This window comes from Flagellimonas hymeniacidonis (assembly GCF_008040165.1).
Taxonomy (GTDB): domain Bacteria; phylum Bacteroidota; class Bacteroidia; order Flavobacteriales; family Flavobacteriaceae; genus Flagellimonas; species Flagellimonas hymeniacidonis.
The window spans coordinates 1,437,819-1,453,069 of record NZ_VRUR01000001.1 but is presented as its reverse complement, the minus strand read 5'-3'; the positions used below and the strand labels follow the sequence as shown (position 1 = coordinate 1,453,069).

Below are 15,251 nucleotides of genomic sequence, written 5' to 3'. Positions count from 1 at the left end.
TTACTATCTCATTATTATTTTAAACTGGTTTCTAAGCCCGTTATAGGCATCCAAATCTGCTTTAAGCGACCCTACGGCTAAGTCCGCCTTTATTCTTATCGGAATCTTGTTCAAATCGTTGGAAACCCAAAGCGTTAAACTTTCTTTTTCCTTGAAAACACGACCTGATTGAACAACGGGTCTAAATTTAAGACATTCTACTTTCCCAAACTTGGTCCGTATGACTTCTTTTCCCAAAAATTTTAATTTGAATTTATAGACCCCATCATCATCAAAGAGCATATCCATATCAATGGATTGGCCTACTTCAAATTCTTCAAGCTTGTATCTGTTCCTTAAATGGTAGGACGCTGACAGTAAATCTTGGATATCATCTTGGACCGGAATATCAAATTCCTTACCATTTTTGTTGTCCTTTAGAATTGCCTTGTCTTCTTGATGATAAAAATCTATTTCTATATCCTTTGTATATCCACCTTCATTTATTTTTCTAATAAATCGATATGGTTTACCATCATTTCTTCCGAAGTAGCTTTCATAAGTATCGTCTACTTTAAAAAATATACTGGCAAAACCTGTAGTTTTTCCTCTACCCACCACATGGTATACCGGTATACTATCAATAGAGTCAGTGGTCAACTTCAATGTAGCATAACTGGCATTCAAAAAACCATAGTGAATACGAAACTTTAGCCACTCTCCCGCTTTAAAGGCAGGATGCTTTTTTTGGGCCATACTGGAGGTTGTAAGCAATATGGAAAAAATGATTAAAATCTTTTTCATAATCCTTTGAATCGATATAAAATTAGTGAAATCACCGTTTAAGTTGATGACTTTACATTTACATAAACAAAACTTGTTCCAAAATATTATATATAAAAAAAGCCCAGTCTTGTAACTGGGCTTTTCCTAAATAACCAACCAAACTTTAAATTATGAAAAACCAATACTTAAAGTTATAAGGGAACCACCCCTTATGTGATGTAAAGATACGCCAAGGTTTTGTAGGAAAATAAGTTTTTAACGGACTTTAACGATCTTTGCCCAAATTATCGTTAAGCTGCTAAATAATTAGCAAATCGTTAAGAAAATGCCATAGTTTTGCTATGGTTTTCCTCCAATTCTTAAAGTAGGAAACTTCTTTTTATCCATAGGTTTATATTTTTTGAACAGGGACTATTTACCCATCGTTTCAAAGTTTGTTCAAAACCAATATCCTACACTAAAAAATATATTGCTATTGGAAATTTCTGGCGTCCATGAATAATATATCTGAATGGGTCCCAAAAAAGATTCAAACCCGTAGCCTATTCCGTATCCTGAAAAATTGGGTTCTGAAAACCACTCTCCTGTTCGGAAAAGATCATCTTCAATATTGGCGAAATTTGCAGAGAGCAATATGTGGTTCTTGGGTGCAAAATTATAATCCAATCTTCCATATGCTTTTACAAAACTATTCCCTGGAAGGCTTAAAAAATCATATCCAAAAAAGGGAACAAAATTATTTACAAAGTCATTTCCATAGCCCCCTAGAACAAAGTCAAATGAAGTTACCCCAGAGGTTCCCAATTTAACCCCACCTTGTGTCTCTATATTAAAACTAAGATTGTGAGCTAAAGGAATTACTGTACCCAACCTTGCTTTTCCCACCCCAAACTCTTTAAAGTTTTCATTAAAATCTGAAGAGAATAAATACAGGTGAAAATCACTGTCAAAAAACAATCCTTTTGTGGGAAAATATTTGTCATCGTAGGTGTCCAAGGTTATTTTACCATACGCGCTAAAGTAGTTGGAGTTGTCAAAAAATGTACGGTCTGAATCTCTTGGTAAAAAGCTTGTCGCACTTTCATCCACAGCTTCATTTAATGTTCTAGTGCTGTACCGTAAAAGTTTATGTTCGGCGCCTATTGTAAAAGCAAACTCTTCTTTGAACACCGTTTGCAGATAAACTTGATTGGTCAAATCTGTGACATCCAAATTAATTTCTCGAATGTTTGGGTCATCTGGTACATTAAAATTTGATTGTATCAATCCAAAATCAATTTCCTCATCAAAATCTGTAAATTTGGAATTGATTCCGAAGCTCCAATAAAAACCTTTATCCAAGTAATACTGCATATTGTAACGAATATGATCTCCCAGTATAAAATCGAAAGATGCCACATCATCTTTTAGCAAAAAATTCTTCTTGGTCAGGTTGATGAGTGCCGCACTTTTATACAAATCATCATAATGTGCAGACATTTTTAAGAACATCTTCGTTGGATTTTCCGTTAACTTTAATATTAGATCTGTTCCCAATCCATTGGAGGCCAATTCATATCTAATGGCCTTAAAGTTTCCTGTTGCTGATAAATTGTTAATGCCTTGTTTTAGTCTTTCAAATGATGTTTTCTCAGCTAGATCAAACCTAAGCTTTCCTTTAATATATCCTCTTGTATAGCGATCATTCCCCCTAATAATCAATCTATTTATGGTTAAGCTGTCGCTTGTCTTTACTCTATCTTTTTTAACTGAGGCATTTGTTTGGCTTTGTGCTATTTCTTGTAATTCAGCGAGTCTTTTATAAGCTGCTGCTTCACCTATTTCCACAATCTCAAGGGAGCGATCAAAATCAATTACTGAAAAGTCATCGATATCTGGCCGAATATAAATTTCTGTTTTTTCAATTTTCTCCTTCATATCATCAACCGTTCTATAATTGTTGATTTGAAGCAATATCTCGGTAGCGGAAGAAAGTGATTCTCTGGTTGCCAAACCATGTTGTACATCCACTCCAATAATCAAATCTGCTCCCAGGGCCCGTATTTCATCTATTGGATAATTATTCACCACCCCTCCATCAATCAAAATCTCTCCGTCGATTTCTGAGGGTTCAAATAATGAGGGAAAGGTGCCGCTGGCCATAATCGCTTCTGGGAGATATCCTCCATTCAATAATACCTCCTCGCCAGTCTCTACATTAGTTGCAATGCACAAAAACGGAATGGGTAATCTTTTAAAGTCCTGAATATCCTTTACATGGAAGAGAAGGCGTACCAATTCAGTATAAATATTCTGCCCTCCTGAAATTGCTTGGGGGAAGGATACGTTGAAATTGGTAAAGGGGAGGCCCAACGCATAGCGTTCGGAATCTTCCTTCTCATAAAAGGTCTTAGCTCCTCTGGGTACGTTATCCTGAATTAATTCGGAAAAGTTAGTCGCTTTAAAAATGGAATCGAGTTCTATGGCCGTATACCCAGAGGCGTAAAGAGCCCCCACAATGGCGCCCATACTAGTGCCTCCAATATAGTCGATTTTAATTCCAGCTTCATCGATTACCTTAAGTGCGCCTATATGGGCCATTCCTTTTGCCCCACCACCACTAAGCACAAGACCCACTTTTGGAGGCCTGTCCTGTCCAATACTTTGGAACATTACAAAAGCACCAAAAAAAACAAACATAATTATGGTCAATGTGTTTTTCATTTTGCTAATGGAAGGTTTTATAAATTTTTTTTGCTTTGGACATACCTATAGATTCCGCAAGGCTCTCAATGGTTGCTTCTTTTATTCGTTTTACCGACTTAAAGTTCTTCAATAACAGTTCTGCTGTTTTTTCACCAATCCCTTCAATATTTTCCAGTTCAGAATCAATAGCACCCTTGCTTCTTTTATTTCTGTGGTGTGTTATTCCAAATCTATGTGCTTCATTCCGTAGCTGCTGTATAATCTTCAAAGTTTCCGACTTTTTATCCAAATAAAGCGGAATGGGGTCTTCGGGAAAGTAAATTTCCTCTAATCGTTTTGCAATTCCTACAATGGCAATTTTACCTCTTAATCCCAAAATATCCAGACTTTTTAATGCTGAGGACAACTGTCCTTTTCCACCATCAATAACAATGAGTTGGGGCAGTGATTCACCTTCGGTGAGCAGTCTTTTATATCTTCTAAGAACTACTTCTTCCATACTGGCAAAATCATCCGGGCCCTCTACTGTTTTAATATTAAAATGGCGGTAATCTTTTTTGAATGGTTTTCCATTTCTAAAAACAACGCAGGCCGCAACAGGATTACTGCCTTGAATGTTGGAATTATCAAAACACTCTATGTGTACCGGCTCCTCCGAAAGCCTCAAATCTGCTTTCATTTGGGCCATGATTCTTTTGGTGTGTCTATCTGGGTCTGTGATTTTAATCTGTTTAAATCGGTCTTGTCGAAAGAAACGGGCATTGCGTTCAGAAAGTTCTAAGATGCGACGTTTGTCCCCAAGTTTCGGCAGGGTGATTTTAAGGCTCTCTTCTACCGCAACAGGAAATGGCAGATAAATCTCTTTAGATTCTGAATTAAATCGCTGCCTAATCTCGGTAATGGCTAGTTGCAGTAATTCCTCATCGGTCTCATCCAATTTCTTTTTTATTTCTAAGGTATGAGATCTTATGATGGCCCCGTGCGATAGCTGTAGAAAATTCACATATCCGTGGGTTTCATCAGAAATAATGGTAAACACATCAACATTGTTGATTTTTGGATTTACAACAGTAGACTTGGCCTGGTAATTTTCGAGTATCTCAAGTTTGTCTTTAATTCTTTGGGCCTTTTCAAACTCCATATTTTTGGCCAATTCCTTCATTTGAGATTTAAAGAATTGAAGTGAACTTTTAAAATTACCTCTTATAATATCCCTAATATCTTCTATCTGCTTCTGGTATTCATTCTCTTTCTGTAATCCCTCACACGGCCCTAGACAATTTCCCAAATGATATTCCAAACAGACCTTATACTTTCCTGAAGAAATCTTTTCTTCAGAAAGATCATAGTTGCAGGTTCTCAATGGATACAGGCTCTTAACCAGATCCAACAAAGTCCTTACAGTCTTCATGCTTGTATATGGACCATAATACTCCGATCCATCCTTAATTAGTTTACGGGTTGAGAAAACTCTTGGGAAACGTTCCTTTTTTATACATATCCATGGATATGATTTATCATCTTTAAGCAAGACATTATATCTTGGCAATAACTTTTTGATCAGGTTATTTTCCAAGAGAAGGGCATCAGATTCTGTGCGGACAACAATATGTTTAACAGAATGTATCTTTTTTACCAGAACACGTGTCTTTCCATACTCCTGTTTTTTATTAAAATAGGAAGCGACCCTTTTTCTAAGGTTCTTTGCTTTGCCCACATAAAGAATCTTATCCTCAGAATCATAAAATTGATATACCCCCGGATTGTTTGGAAGAGCACTTATTTGGACATTGATAGATGACGAGGCGGACATATAATCTTGGGATATGGACTCCAAAACAAAAGTAACTTTTAATAATACTATTTTTTTATTAAAATTGATCTATTCCCACTGTGGTTTAACCTTTGTTTGAGTTTTATACATAGTTGTTTTTCTCTGTTTGCTTTTTCCTACAAAAAAGATGTAGTACTGTTTTGGATACTCAAAATGCAAGATTTTTATTTTTTTATTTTTTTAGGTCAATTAGAACTCCGAAAGCCATGTGAACTCAATAGTTCTTATTTTCAATTAGTTACCTTAATAACTGCTCTAAACAAAACCCTAAAAAAACACTCGACTTGTTAAACTGTTGCTAAAAAAGGTGCGTTTCATCGATTAAAAATGCATTTCATGGTGAACTTTTCAATTCTTTTACCTACATTTAACCTTATAAATACGATTCTATGGAGAACTATGTTATCGTTTTGGGAATGTATTTGATTTTGATGCTTTTTTTCAAAATCTTTTTCTCTGTTTCAACCAGAGAGTAATAAAAAAAGTTCCCCAAAACACCACCCCGAAAAATTTCAACACTAGATGTTGAAACATGAACTGAGAAAAAAATATAAGAATTTGAGAGAAGGGCTAAGCCTTTCAGAAATCTCTGATTATAGTATACTTTTAGCAAATCATGCACTTCAAATCCCTATTTGGGATTTTTTTTATTTCCATATTTTTTTAAGTATTGAAGAAAACAGGGAGGTTGATACCCTTCCGATAATGACCCTTCTCCAGGGAAAGGACAAGCATGTGGTCATTCCAAAGGTTAGTGGAGAAAATGCAATGGAGAACTATTTGCTAACCGATAACACCGCTTTCAAAAAAAATAAATGGAACATTCCAGAACCTGTGGATGGTATTAAAATTCCAGAAAACCAAATAGATGTAGTTTTTGTGCCCTTACTTGCCTTTGACCTAAAAGGAAATCGAGTGGGTTATGGCAAAGGGTACTATGATACTTTTCTGAGGAAATGTGGAACGGAAACCATTACAGTAGGGCTTTCCTTTTTTGAGGCAGAGGAACAAATTATGAATATGACCAAAAATGATGTAAGACTCAATTATTGTATTACACCCAAAAGAGTATATAAATTTTAACCTTCGGTTTGTTTCTCTGGTTTAGGAAAGGCTTTTTTATTGAATACAATCAATATTCCAACCCCAGTGCTAATAGCAGTGTCCGCTATATTAAAAACAGGCTCAAAAAAACGAAAGCTTTTTCCGCCTAATGAAGGGACCCAATCGGGCCAAGAAGTATCAACCAACGGAAAATAAAGCATATCCACTACTTTTCCATAAAATAGCTTTCCATAAGGCTCACTGGAAAATAAAGTGGCAACTTGATTGCTGCTCTCGTCAAAAATCATCCCATAAAAAACAGAATCAATAATGTTCCCCAAAGCTCCTGCAAAAATGAGTGAAACTGCCAAAACCAATGTTCGTGGGGATTGTTTCTTTATGTTATCCCAAAGCCAATACCCAATACCAAAAATGGCAAAAAGTCTAAAAATGGTCAGAACCAGTTTCCCTGCAGACTCAGAAATGGGTAGTAGGTCACTTAACTTTGTTCCCCATGCAGCACCTTCATTTTCTATAAAAAGTATTTTAAACCAAGTAAAAACATCGATGGATTCTCCCAACACAAAATTGGTCTTTACATAGACTTTACTTATCTGATCCACCAAAAGGACCAATACGATGATTAACAGGGACTTCTTTAAATTCATTACCTTAAAAACAGATTGCGCAAAAGTATGGATATTATTTTGTTTTCTTAAGGAAGATCCGTCCTTCTACCGTGTTCAAGTTATATAGCTTTTCACCTTGTGGAATAGTTTCTTTCTGAACTTCTCCATATGTGCTTTTGGCAACAATATTTCCGCTTGGAACCTTGAGTAAAATATCTCCTTTTTGGGTGGCTACCTCAACATTTGCTATTACATTTTCCAATACACATCTCCCATCTGATAATTTTACCATAAGACTTTTAAAATCCCCTGTTGCCTGTACATTACTATTTGTACCATAAACGGATACCTCTTTATGCTCCGGAAGTGTTATGCGTAATTTTATGGAAATAACTTTATGGGCACTAAGTTTATCATTTGGATTGATAAAGTTCGGCTGAAAACCTGCACTGAGCAAAACAGTAGCGCCTTGTTCTTCTATAGTAATCACTAAATCCTTGGAATATTCCCCCTCGATACTCGCCTCCACCTTAACCTCATTGATATTGTTGGTGTCAAGATCGACCTGATAGCAATACTTAGAGTCAATTTGAATGTATTTGGTCTCTGGACCAACAAAGGCCTTCTTGATTAGTTTCTGACCTTGCAACTGAATCAATGAAAAAAGACAGAGAAAAAAGAATATCCTTTTCATAAACAAAAAAACGCCTTACGGCGTTTTTGTTATTTCTGCATATTCTTGGCCTCAATGCTCAGTGTAGCATGCGGTACAAGCTTTAATCGCTCTTTGTTGATCAGCTTCCCGGTTACACGGCAAATACCATACGTCTTGTTCTCTATTCTGAGCAACGCATTCTTTAAGTCCCTAATGAATTTTTCTTGGCGAATTGCCAACTGTGTGTTGGCTTCTTTGCTCATGGTCTCAGAACCTTCCTCAAAGGCTTTAAAGGTCGGAGAGGTGTCATCCGTGCCATTATTGCCATCGTTCATATAAGAGCTCTTAAGCAGCTCTAAATGCTTATTGGCCTTATCTATCTTTTCTTCAATTAACGTTCTAAATTCTTTTAGATCTTTATCCGAGTATCTTACTTTTAAATCTTGTGCCATGTTCTAATGTTTTTGGATAAACAATTTTGTATTTACTTCATCAAAGGCAATCGCTATACCTTCATCTAATTTTTCTTCAAAATTCAGTTCTGCAGTCAAAGTTTCTGTTTTAATGTAATCTTCATTACTGGAAACCGCACTTTCCACAAAACCGTCTTTCAATATTTTAATGTCAATTCTATCGGTGACTTCAAATCCAGATTCCTTTCTAAGGTTTTGGATTCTATTCACCAGTTCTCTTGCAATGCCCTCTTTTCTAAGGTTTTCATCAATGGTTACATCTAAAGCGACCGTTAATGAGCCAGAACTTGCTACCAACCACCCTTCAATATCTTGGGAGCTGATGTCCACATCAGTTAACTGTAAAATAATACTTTTATTTTCCAAAGCAAGCATTAATTCGCCTTCTCGTTCAATTTTTTGGATATCATCTTGATTCAACAAGTTCACCGCGCCAGCAATAGCCTTCATATCCTTCCCAAATCTAGGCCCTAAAACCTTGAAATTAGGTTTGATTTGTTTCACCAAAATTCCGGAAGCATCATCAAGCAATTCAATTTCTTTTACGTTTACCTCGGATTTTATTAAATCTGAAACCGCTTCAATATCTGCTTTCTGTTCATCATCCAAAATAGGAATCATTATTTTTTGCAGTGGCTGACGTACCTTGATCTTTTCCTTTTGACGAATGGACAATACCAAGGAAGAAACTTTTTGTGCCAATTGCATTTTACGTTCCAGTTTTTTGTTGATCATCCCTTGGTCAGAAACTGGAAAACCTGATAAATGAACACTTTCAAAACCGTCCTTTTTGGTAGTTGCATCCAAATCCTTATACAACCGATCCATGAAGAAGGGTGCTATTGGGGCTGATAGCTTGGCTACGGTTAACAAACAGGTATACAAGGTTTGATATGCAGAGATCTTATCTTGTTGATAATCTCCTTTCCAGAAACGTCTTCGGCATAATCTCACATACCAGTTGCTTAAATTTTCCTGCACATAATCAGAAATCATTCGAGCTGCTTTGGTCGCCTCATAATCATTGTATGCCTCATCCACTTTTTGAATAAGTGAATGTAGTTCAGATAAAATCCATTGGTCAATTTCTGGTCGCTCACTTAATGGAATATCTGCCTCTGAATAATCAAACCCATCAATATTGGCATATAATGCCATAAAAGAATAGGTGTTATAAAGTGTGCCGAAAAATTTCCGTTTTACTTCAACAATCCCATCCAAATCAAATTTTAAATTGTCCCATGGGTTTGCATTGGAAATCATATACCAACGTGTGGCATCTGCCCCATGTTCTGGAAGCACTTTAAATGGATCAACAGCATTCCCTAAACGCTTGGACATTTTCTTTCCGTCCTTGTCCAATACCAACCCATTTGAAACTACATTTTTATAGGAAACGGTATCGAAAACCATAGTGGCAATGGCATGCAAAGTATAGAACCATCCTCTTGTTTGGTCCACTCCTTCCGCAATAAAGTTTGCTGGGAATGCAACACCGCCATCGATTAGCTCTTTATTTTCAAACGGGTAATGCCATTGTGCATAGGGCATGGACCCACTATCAAACCAAACATCAATTAAATCAGATTCCCTTTTCATGGGTTTTCCTGATGGGGATACCAAAGTAATCTGATCCACAATATTTTTATGCAAATCGATTTTGTCATAGTTCCCCTCGTCATTGTCGCCTACCACAAAATCCTCAAAAAGGTCTTTTTCAAGAACTCCTGCTTCAACAGCTTTACCCATTTCGGATTTCAATTCCGCTACGGATCCAATCATCAGCTCTTCTTTCCCATCTTCGGTGCGCCAAATGGGGAGTGGAATTCCCCAGTAACGGGAACGGGAAAGGTTCCAGTCGTTGGCATTGGCCAACCAGTTTCCAAATCGACCCTCACCGGTAGCTTTTGGCTTCCAGTTGATACTTTGGTTTAACTCGAACATACGGTCTTTAACATCCGTAACCTTAATGAACCAAGAATCCAACGGATAGTATAAAATCGGCTTGTCCGTACGCCAGCAATTTGGGTAACTGTGTACGTACTTCTCTACCTTAAAGGCTTTATTCTCTTCTTTTAGTTTGATGGCAATTTCAACATCAACAGACTTCTCTGGAACCGCATCATCTGCATAGTATTCGTTCTTCACATACTTGCCGGCAAACTCCCCAAGTTCTGGTCTAAACCTTCCTTGCAAATCGACCAAAGGGACTGGATTGTTGTTTTCATCCAACACCAACATCGGTGGCACTTCAGGTTTTGCTTGTTTTGCCACCAAGGCATCATCCGCACCAAAGGTGGGCGCGGTATGTACAATTCCTGTACCATCTTCGGTAGTTACAAAATCCCCTGAAATAACTCGAAAAGCGTTTTCTGGATTTTGATAGGGCTGGGCATATGGAAGCAATTGCTCGTATTGAATTCCCAGTAATTCCTCTCCTTTACATTCCGTGGCAATTAAGAACGGTATCTTCTTATTTTCTTTAGAAAAACTGGAAAGCACTGAAACATCATCCGTTTGTTCAAACTTTCCTCCAAATTGTTTCCCTACTAAATTTTTAGCAAGGATAACATGGGTTGGTTGAAAAGTATATTGATTGTAAGTGGCAACTACTACATAATCAATTTTAGCACCAACAGTTAATGCAGTATTGGACGGTAAGGTCCATGGAGTAGTCGTCCAAGCCAATAAATGCAAATGGTCAAACTTTTTTAAGAACTCAGGCAATGTGTTTTCAACAGCCTTAAATTGTGCCGTTACCGTGGTATCCGTTACATCCTGATACGTTCCAGGTTGATTCAACTCATGGGAACTTAATCCCGTTCCCGCCTTTGGCGAATACGGTTGAATGGTATATCCTTTATAGATAAGACCTTTATCATAAATCTGCTTTAACAACCACCAAACAGACTCCATATATTTTGATTTGTAGGTGACATATGGATCATCCATATCTACCCAATAACCAATTTTTTCGGTCATCTCATTCCAGACATCTGTATAACGCATGACCGCTTTTTTACAGGCTGCATTATATTCTTCAACCGAAATCTTTTTGCCTATATCCTCTTTGGTAATGCCAAGCTCTTTCTCCACACCGATCTCAATGGGCAAACCGTGGGTATCCCATCCTGCTTTCCGCTTTACTTGATACCCTTTCATGGTTTTATACCTGGGAAAGATATCCTTGATGGTACGTGCCATTACATGGTGAATTCCAGGCATTCCGTTTGCAGAAGGTGGCCCTTCGTAAAACACGTAGCTTTCTTTCCCCGCTCTGGTGGAAACACTTTTTTCAAAAATTTGATTGTCCTTCCAAAAGTTCAAAACTTCTTCTGATACTTTGGGTAAATTCAATCCTTTATATTCCGCAAACTTCATATTTTCTCCTACTTCTTCTAGAATTCCAAGTTTGCAAAATTAAAAATTTAGCTGGAATTATTGCCTTACAAATCATGTATTTGAATTTCCTTAACCTGCTTAACCTAAATATGATACCTCTTGAATCCTCATTCCTTCTAAAATCCATACCTTAACCGAATTAACACTAAACCATTTTATATGAAAAAAGTAGTAATTACAGTAATTGCATTGTCTTTGTCGATATCTACAATGATGTCATGCAAAGAAGCCGCAGACAAGGCCAAAGAGGCAACTGAAGAAGCGGCAGATTCCCTTGAAGAAGCTGGTGATGAACTAAAAGAGGCAGCAGAAGAGGCCAAAGAGGCTATGGAAGAAGCCGGTGAGGAAATGAAAGAGGCAGGAAGCCAGGCATTGGACAGTATTAAAAAAGCCGGTGAAGAGACCATGGACAAAGCCAAAGAAATGGGTGAAGATGCAAAAGATGCTGCTAAAGAAACCGCTGATGATCTTAAAAAGGTTGCAGAGGACGCAAAAGATAAATTAGATCATTAATCTAATTTCTATGGATTAAGAAAAGCCTGGAAAATTCCAGGCTTTTTTGTTTTTAAAATGTATACCCCAATCCTAAAATAAGGTTAATCCCAGGGGCAGCAATACCTGAAGAATAGGTTCTATAGCGTTGATTAGTAATGTTTTCTAGGCTTACGGTGGTTTTGAGTGCATTTGAAATTTGATATCGTGATCTAAAGTTCAAAGTATACCAGGAAGGTGAAAATGGGTTGCCATCACCATCGACTGCATAAATAAATTCCTTATTTCTTTCGGACAGTGCCAAATCATCAAAGCTAATTTCACCATTGTAATTCAAAAATAAATCTGTTTTCAATTTTTGATTTTGCCAGATTAAATGAACATCCCCAAAAGTTGGGGCAACATGTCTTGCTGGGGAGTCTGTTCCGTTATCATCTTCCTCAGTCCCCTCTGTAAGGGTTAAATTTGAGGTAATTGACCAGTTCTCATTCAAAAAGGCTTCAAGACCAAATTCAAAACCGTACACATAAGCCTTTGCTGCATTTTGAATGGCCTGTACATTACTTAATTCACCATTATACAAAATTTCTGTCTCCCCATTAAACTCAAAATCCCTTCTTACCAAAGCATCCACCAAATAGCTATAAAAAGCGGCTCCTTTTAAAACCACTTTATCTTTAAAATTCTTTCGAACTCCCATTTCCGCATTGTATGCATACTCTGGTTCTAAATCTGGGTTTGGCACAACCACAGAGCCAGGCTCTGAGTCAAATACTTTTCCAATATCATCAATATTTGGTGCTCTAAATCCTGTTGAGCCATTTAATGTGACTTGTAAATCTGCTTTTGGAAACCAACTAAAGCCTACACTTCCTGTAAAGGCTCCAGTAATTAAATCAGCTTCATCGAAGGGGAAAGGAAAAAATGTTGTATCAAATTGTGCATCTACCCAGACTTGGCTATAACGTGCTCCGGATAGCAAGGTGAAATTGGGTTTTAGTTTGTATTCGCCACTGATATACCCTGCAAACGTTTGCCAAGTGGCTCCATCTGGATACCGAGATGCTGCTCCAGAAACTACATTGGTTTCAATATTTTCTTGACTCCCTTCTGAATTTACCTTATTGAAAATATACTCCGCACCATAGTACAATCGTAAATCCCCTATCTTTTTATTCTCAAAATCTAGGTTGATTGACAGGGCATCTACTTTATCTTTTGTGGTGAACCGGTCAACTTCTTGAAAATCCCTGTTGATTCTACTTTCTTCAAAATGCTGATAGGCGGTGGTTAACTTAACGCCATCATAAAACTTGTTCTTTCCTTTTTTGGTCAATTGAAAATTTCCCATAAACCATTTTTGAGGACCGTACAACCATTCTGCAGAACGTAATCCGTCTCCCGCACTATTGGGCCGAATCAATCTATCGTATCTTGAAAAATCTGAAGTTTCTGAATAATACAACCCTAGATCATAGTTCCAGGTACTGTTGGGTTTATATGTAAACTTCTGAAGAAAATTGATTTGATCATATCCTGAAGTAACTTGTTTTCTAGGGTCGTTGTTCGTTACTAAGAGATCGTTTCCATTTTCCCTGACCACAAAATTGTTTCGTAAGTACTCCTCGGGTCCATGTTCTCCCATCACCAAATCATCAAATTTATTATAGGTAAAACTGGTATAAGATGCCCATTTTTGCTGCCCTAGATTAAAATCTACATGAGTGGTGTTTTCATTATTTGCCGATGCAAACCTATAATTTGCATTACCAGAAAAAGTAAGGCTGTCCGTAAAAGAGAACCTAGGTTTCTGTGTAAAAAAATTCATTACCCCACCAATGGCATCACTACCATAAATAACGGATCCTGGTCCAAATATGACCTCTGTGTTTTTTATGGTGAAAGGGTCTACAGAAATTACATTTTGAATATTTCCCCCTCTAAAAATAGCATTGTTCATGCGTACCCCATCTACTGATAGCAATAGCCTATTGGTGGCAAAACCCCGTATCATGGGACTTCCTCCTCCTAGTTGACTTTTCTGCACAAAAACTTTTCCGCTATTTTGTAGTAAGTCAGCCGAAGTTTGGGGATTGGTAAACGAGATTGTTCGCGCATCTATGGATTCAATCTTTTGTGGAATATCTTTTTTTTGCTGTTCCCATTTAGAAACGGACATCACCACTTCTTGTAATTCTTCCAACTTTAAGCTCAGATACACCCGATTTCCTTTTTTGCTTATTTGGGCTTTGGTGGTATTGAATACTTCATAACTAATATGCCTGAACGTAATTCGCTCATTTCTGGAGAAAAGACTTAAATCACATGCTCCATTAAAATCAGACACTGTGGTTTTGGATTTATCCCTATTGTAAATGGCAATATTGGCTATAGCATTTCCTGTATCCTCGTCCAGAACCGTAATCTCTTGGCTAAAAACAGAAAAGGAAATCAGAAAAAAAAGGAAGGTGAAACCTGTGCTGCGCATACTACTCAAATACTGCATTTAAAACCGCTAAGGACTTGGGCTTTCTGAATCCCTGCAAATGTAATTCAAAATACAGAATAACCATTTTTAAAAGTTCTTGTCTCCGGGGCTTGTTTATTTGTATCGTCTGAAGTGCATCAAAATTTATGCCCAACATACGTTTGAAGCTAGTTAAATTTTCACCTTGAATGAGTGGATTGAGACTAGGGGTTGTGCAAAAACTTCCTTCTACCAAGTCGAAATAATTTCCATTGTGAAATGAGGTATCAGGATAAAACCCTAAATATTTTGTGAGATTAAGTAAAAACAAAAGATGGAAATTGGAAATGGAGTCATGTGCATCCAACCAATATAGAGCATATTCCAAATAGTTGAACAGCCCTTTATTCTGCTCTTGTTCCTGAATGCTATTGCTCAACATTTCAGCCAAAAAAAGAACCATACTATTTTTTACAATATCTGTATGCAAACTCTTATATGGGACACTCACTTTTGCTTCCCTAATACTTTCTAAAGTGCCTTTATTTTTATGGGTGGCCACTAGTTCCAACTGCATTAACGGAAGAAAATAAGCTGCTTTTAATTTCCCCTTTTTAGAAGTTAGCACCCCCTTTAGCAGGTACGATTTTAACCCATCCGATGCAGTAAATGCTTTTACAATAAGACTAGTATCTCCATATTTTAAGGAAGAAAGTACTATTGCCTTGGTGTTTACTTGCATTTTGATTGTTACTAATGGTTTTGATATAATTTACCTAAGCCTTGAAGATAAAAAAAGTGGGCG

The 15,251-nt window shown here is 37.1% G+C and carries 11 protein-coding genes; 2 read left to right on the top strand and 9 right to left on the bottom strand.

Annotation, left to right across the window (positions count from 1 at the left end):
- Nucleotides 1-3 precede the first annotated feature (3 nt).
- The 3 genes from FVB32_RS06555 to uvrC form a co-directional block, all read right to left on the bottom strand.
- On the bottom strand, nucleotides 4-783 hold the full coding sequence (locus FVB32_RS06555) for a DUF3108 domain-containing protein (protein WP_147742368.1): 780 nt from the start codon (nucleotides 781-783) through the stop codon (nucleotides 4-6).
- 420 nt (nucleotides 784-1,203) lie between these two features.
- Nucleotides 1,204-3,468, bottom strand: a complete 2,265-nt coding sequence (locus FVB32_RS06550) for a patatin-like phospholipase family protein (protein WP_147742366.1) — start codon at nucleotides 3,466-3,468, stop codon at nucleotides 1,204-1,206.
- Nucleotides 3,469-3,472: 4 nt separating this feature from the next.
- Entirely contained in the window at nucleotides 3,473-5,263 is a 1,791-nt protein-coding gene (gene uvrC, locus FVB32_RS06545; RefSeq protein WP_147743437.1) for an excinuclease ABC subunit UvrC, read from the bottom strand.
- A gap of 543 nt (nucleotides 5,264-5,806) precedes the next feature.
- On the opposite strand from uvrC, the gene FVB32_RS06540 reads away from it, so the two are divergent.
- Nucleotides 5,807-6,367 carry a 5-formyltetrahydrofolate cyclo-ligase gene (locus tag FVB32_RS06540; RefSeq protein WP_147742364.1) on the top strand — a complete coding sequence of 187 codons (561 nt, stop codon included), beginning with the start codon at nucleotides 5,807-5,809 and terminating at the stop codon, nucleotides 6,365-6,367.
- Here FVB32_RS06540 and FVB32_RS06535 read toward each other — a convergent pair.
- From FVB32_RS06535 to ileS, 4 genes are read right to left on the bottom strand one after another with little or no spacing between them, the layout of a single operon-like run.
- A complete protein-coding gene (locus tag FVB32_RS06535; protein WP_147742362.1) occupies nucleotides 6,364-6,996 on the bottom strand; it encodes a lipoprotein signal peptidase in 633 nt (210 codons plus the stop codon). The genes FVB32_RS06540 and FVB32_RS06535 overlap by 4 nt on opposite strands.
- Nucleotides 6,997-7,030: 34 nt before the next feature.
- Nucleotides 7,031-7,651: a hypothetical protein gene (locus FVB32_RS06530; protein ID WP_147742360.1), complete on the bottom strand. Its 621-nt coding sequence runs from the start codon at nucleotides 7,649-7,651 to the stop codon at nucleotides 7,031-7,033.
- 29 nt (nucleotides 7,652-7,680) lie between these two features.
- Nucleotides 7,681-8,064: a TraR/DksA family transcriptional regulator gene (locus tag FVB32_RS06525; protein ID WP_147742358.1), complete on the bottom strand. Its 384-nt coding sequence runs from the start codon at nucleotides 8,062-8,064 to the stop codon at nucleotides 7,681-7,683.
- 3 nt (nucleotides 8,065-8,067) lie between these two features.
- Nucleotides 8,068-11,466, bottom strand: coding sequence for an isoleucine--tRNA ligase (gene ileS / locus FVB32_RS06520; protein ID WP_147742356.1), 3,399 nt, complete (start codon nucleotides 11,464-11,466; stop codon nucleotides 8,068-8,070).
- Between the two features lie 180 nt (nucleotides 11,467-11,646).
- On the opposite strand from ileS, the gene FVB32_RS06515 reads away from it, so the two are divergent.
- Complete coding sequence (locus tag FVB32_RS06515; protein WP_147742355.1) at nucleotides 11,647-12,000, top strand: YtxH domain-containing protein; 354 nt, start codon at nucleotides 11,647-11,649, stop codon at nucleotides 11,998-12,000.
- Between the two features lie 52 nt (nucleotides 12,001-12,052).
- Here FVB32_RS06515 and FVB32_RS06510 read toward each other — a convergent pair whose 3' ends face one another.
- Together FVB32_RS06510 and recO are read right to left on the bottom strand one after the other, a co-directional pair.
- Nucleotides 12,053-14,485 carry a TonB-dependent receptor gene (locus tag FVB32_RS06510; RefSeq protein ID WP_147742353.1) on the bottom strand — a complete coding sequence of 811 codons (2,433 nt, stop codon included), beginning with the start codon at nucleotides 14,483-14,485 and terminating at the stop codon, nucleotides 12,053-12,055.
- On the bottom strand, nucleotides 14,469-15,188 hold the full coding sequence (gene recO / locus FVB32_RS06505; RefSeq protein WP_147742351.1) for a DNA repair protein RecO: 720 nt from the start codon (nucleotides 15,186-15,188) through the stop codon (nucleotides 14,469-14,471). Before recO ends, FVB32_RS06510 begins: the two co-directional genes overlap by 17 nt.
- Nucleotides 15,189-15,251: the final 63 nt, after the last annotated feature.

Bases quoted from the DNA above. Each gene is read 5' to 3' on its own strand.
- FVB32_RS06540 (WP_147742364.1), top strand. From the start codon at position 5,807: ATGTTGAAACATGAACTGAGAAAAAAATATAAGAATTTGAGAGAAGGG.
- FVB32_RS06530 (WP_147742360.1), bottom strand. From the start codon at position 7,651: ATGAAAAGGATATTCTTTTTTCTCTGTCTTTTTTCATTGATTCAGTTG.
- FVB32_RS06555 (WP_147742368.1), bottom strand. From the start codon at position 783: ATGAAAAAGATTTTAATCATTTTTTCCATATTGCTTACAACCTCCAGT.
- FVB32_RS06510 (WP_147742353.1), bottom strand. From the start codon at position 14,485: ATGCAGTATTTGAGTAGTATGCGCAGCACAGGTTTCACCTTCCTTTTT.
- recO (WP_147742351.1), bottom strand. From the start codon at position 15,188: ATGCAAGTAAACACCAAGGCAATAGTACTTTCTTCCTTAAAATATGGA.
- FVB32_RS06515 (WP_147742355.1), top strand. From the start codon at position 11,647: ATGAAAAAAGTAGTAATTACAGTAATTGCATTGTCTTTGTCGATATCT.
- ileS (WP_147742356.1), bottom strand. From the start codon at position 11,466: ATGAAGTTTGCGGAATATAAAGGATTGAATTTACCCAAAGTATCAGAA.
- FVB32_RS06535 (WP_147742362.1), bottom strand. From the start codon at position 6,996: ATGAATTTAAAGAAGTCCCTGTTAATCATCGTATTGGTCCTTTTGGTG.
- uvrC (WP_147743437.1), bottom strand. From the start codon at position 5,263: ATGTCCGCCTCGTCATCTATCAATGTCCAAATAAGTGCTCTTCCAAAC.
- FVB32_RS06550 (WP_147742366.1), bottom strand. From the start codon at position 3,468: ATGAAAAACACATTGACCATAATTATGTTTGTTTTTTTTGGTGCTTTT.
- FVB32_RS06525 (WP_147742358.1), bottom strand. From the start codon at position 8,064: ATGGCACAAGATTTAAAAGTAAGATACTCGGATAAAGATCTAAAAGAA.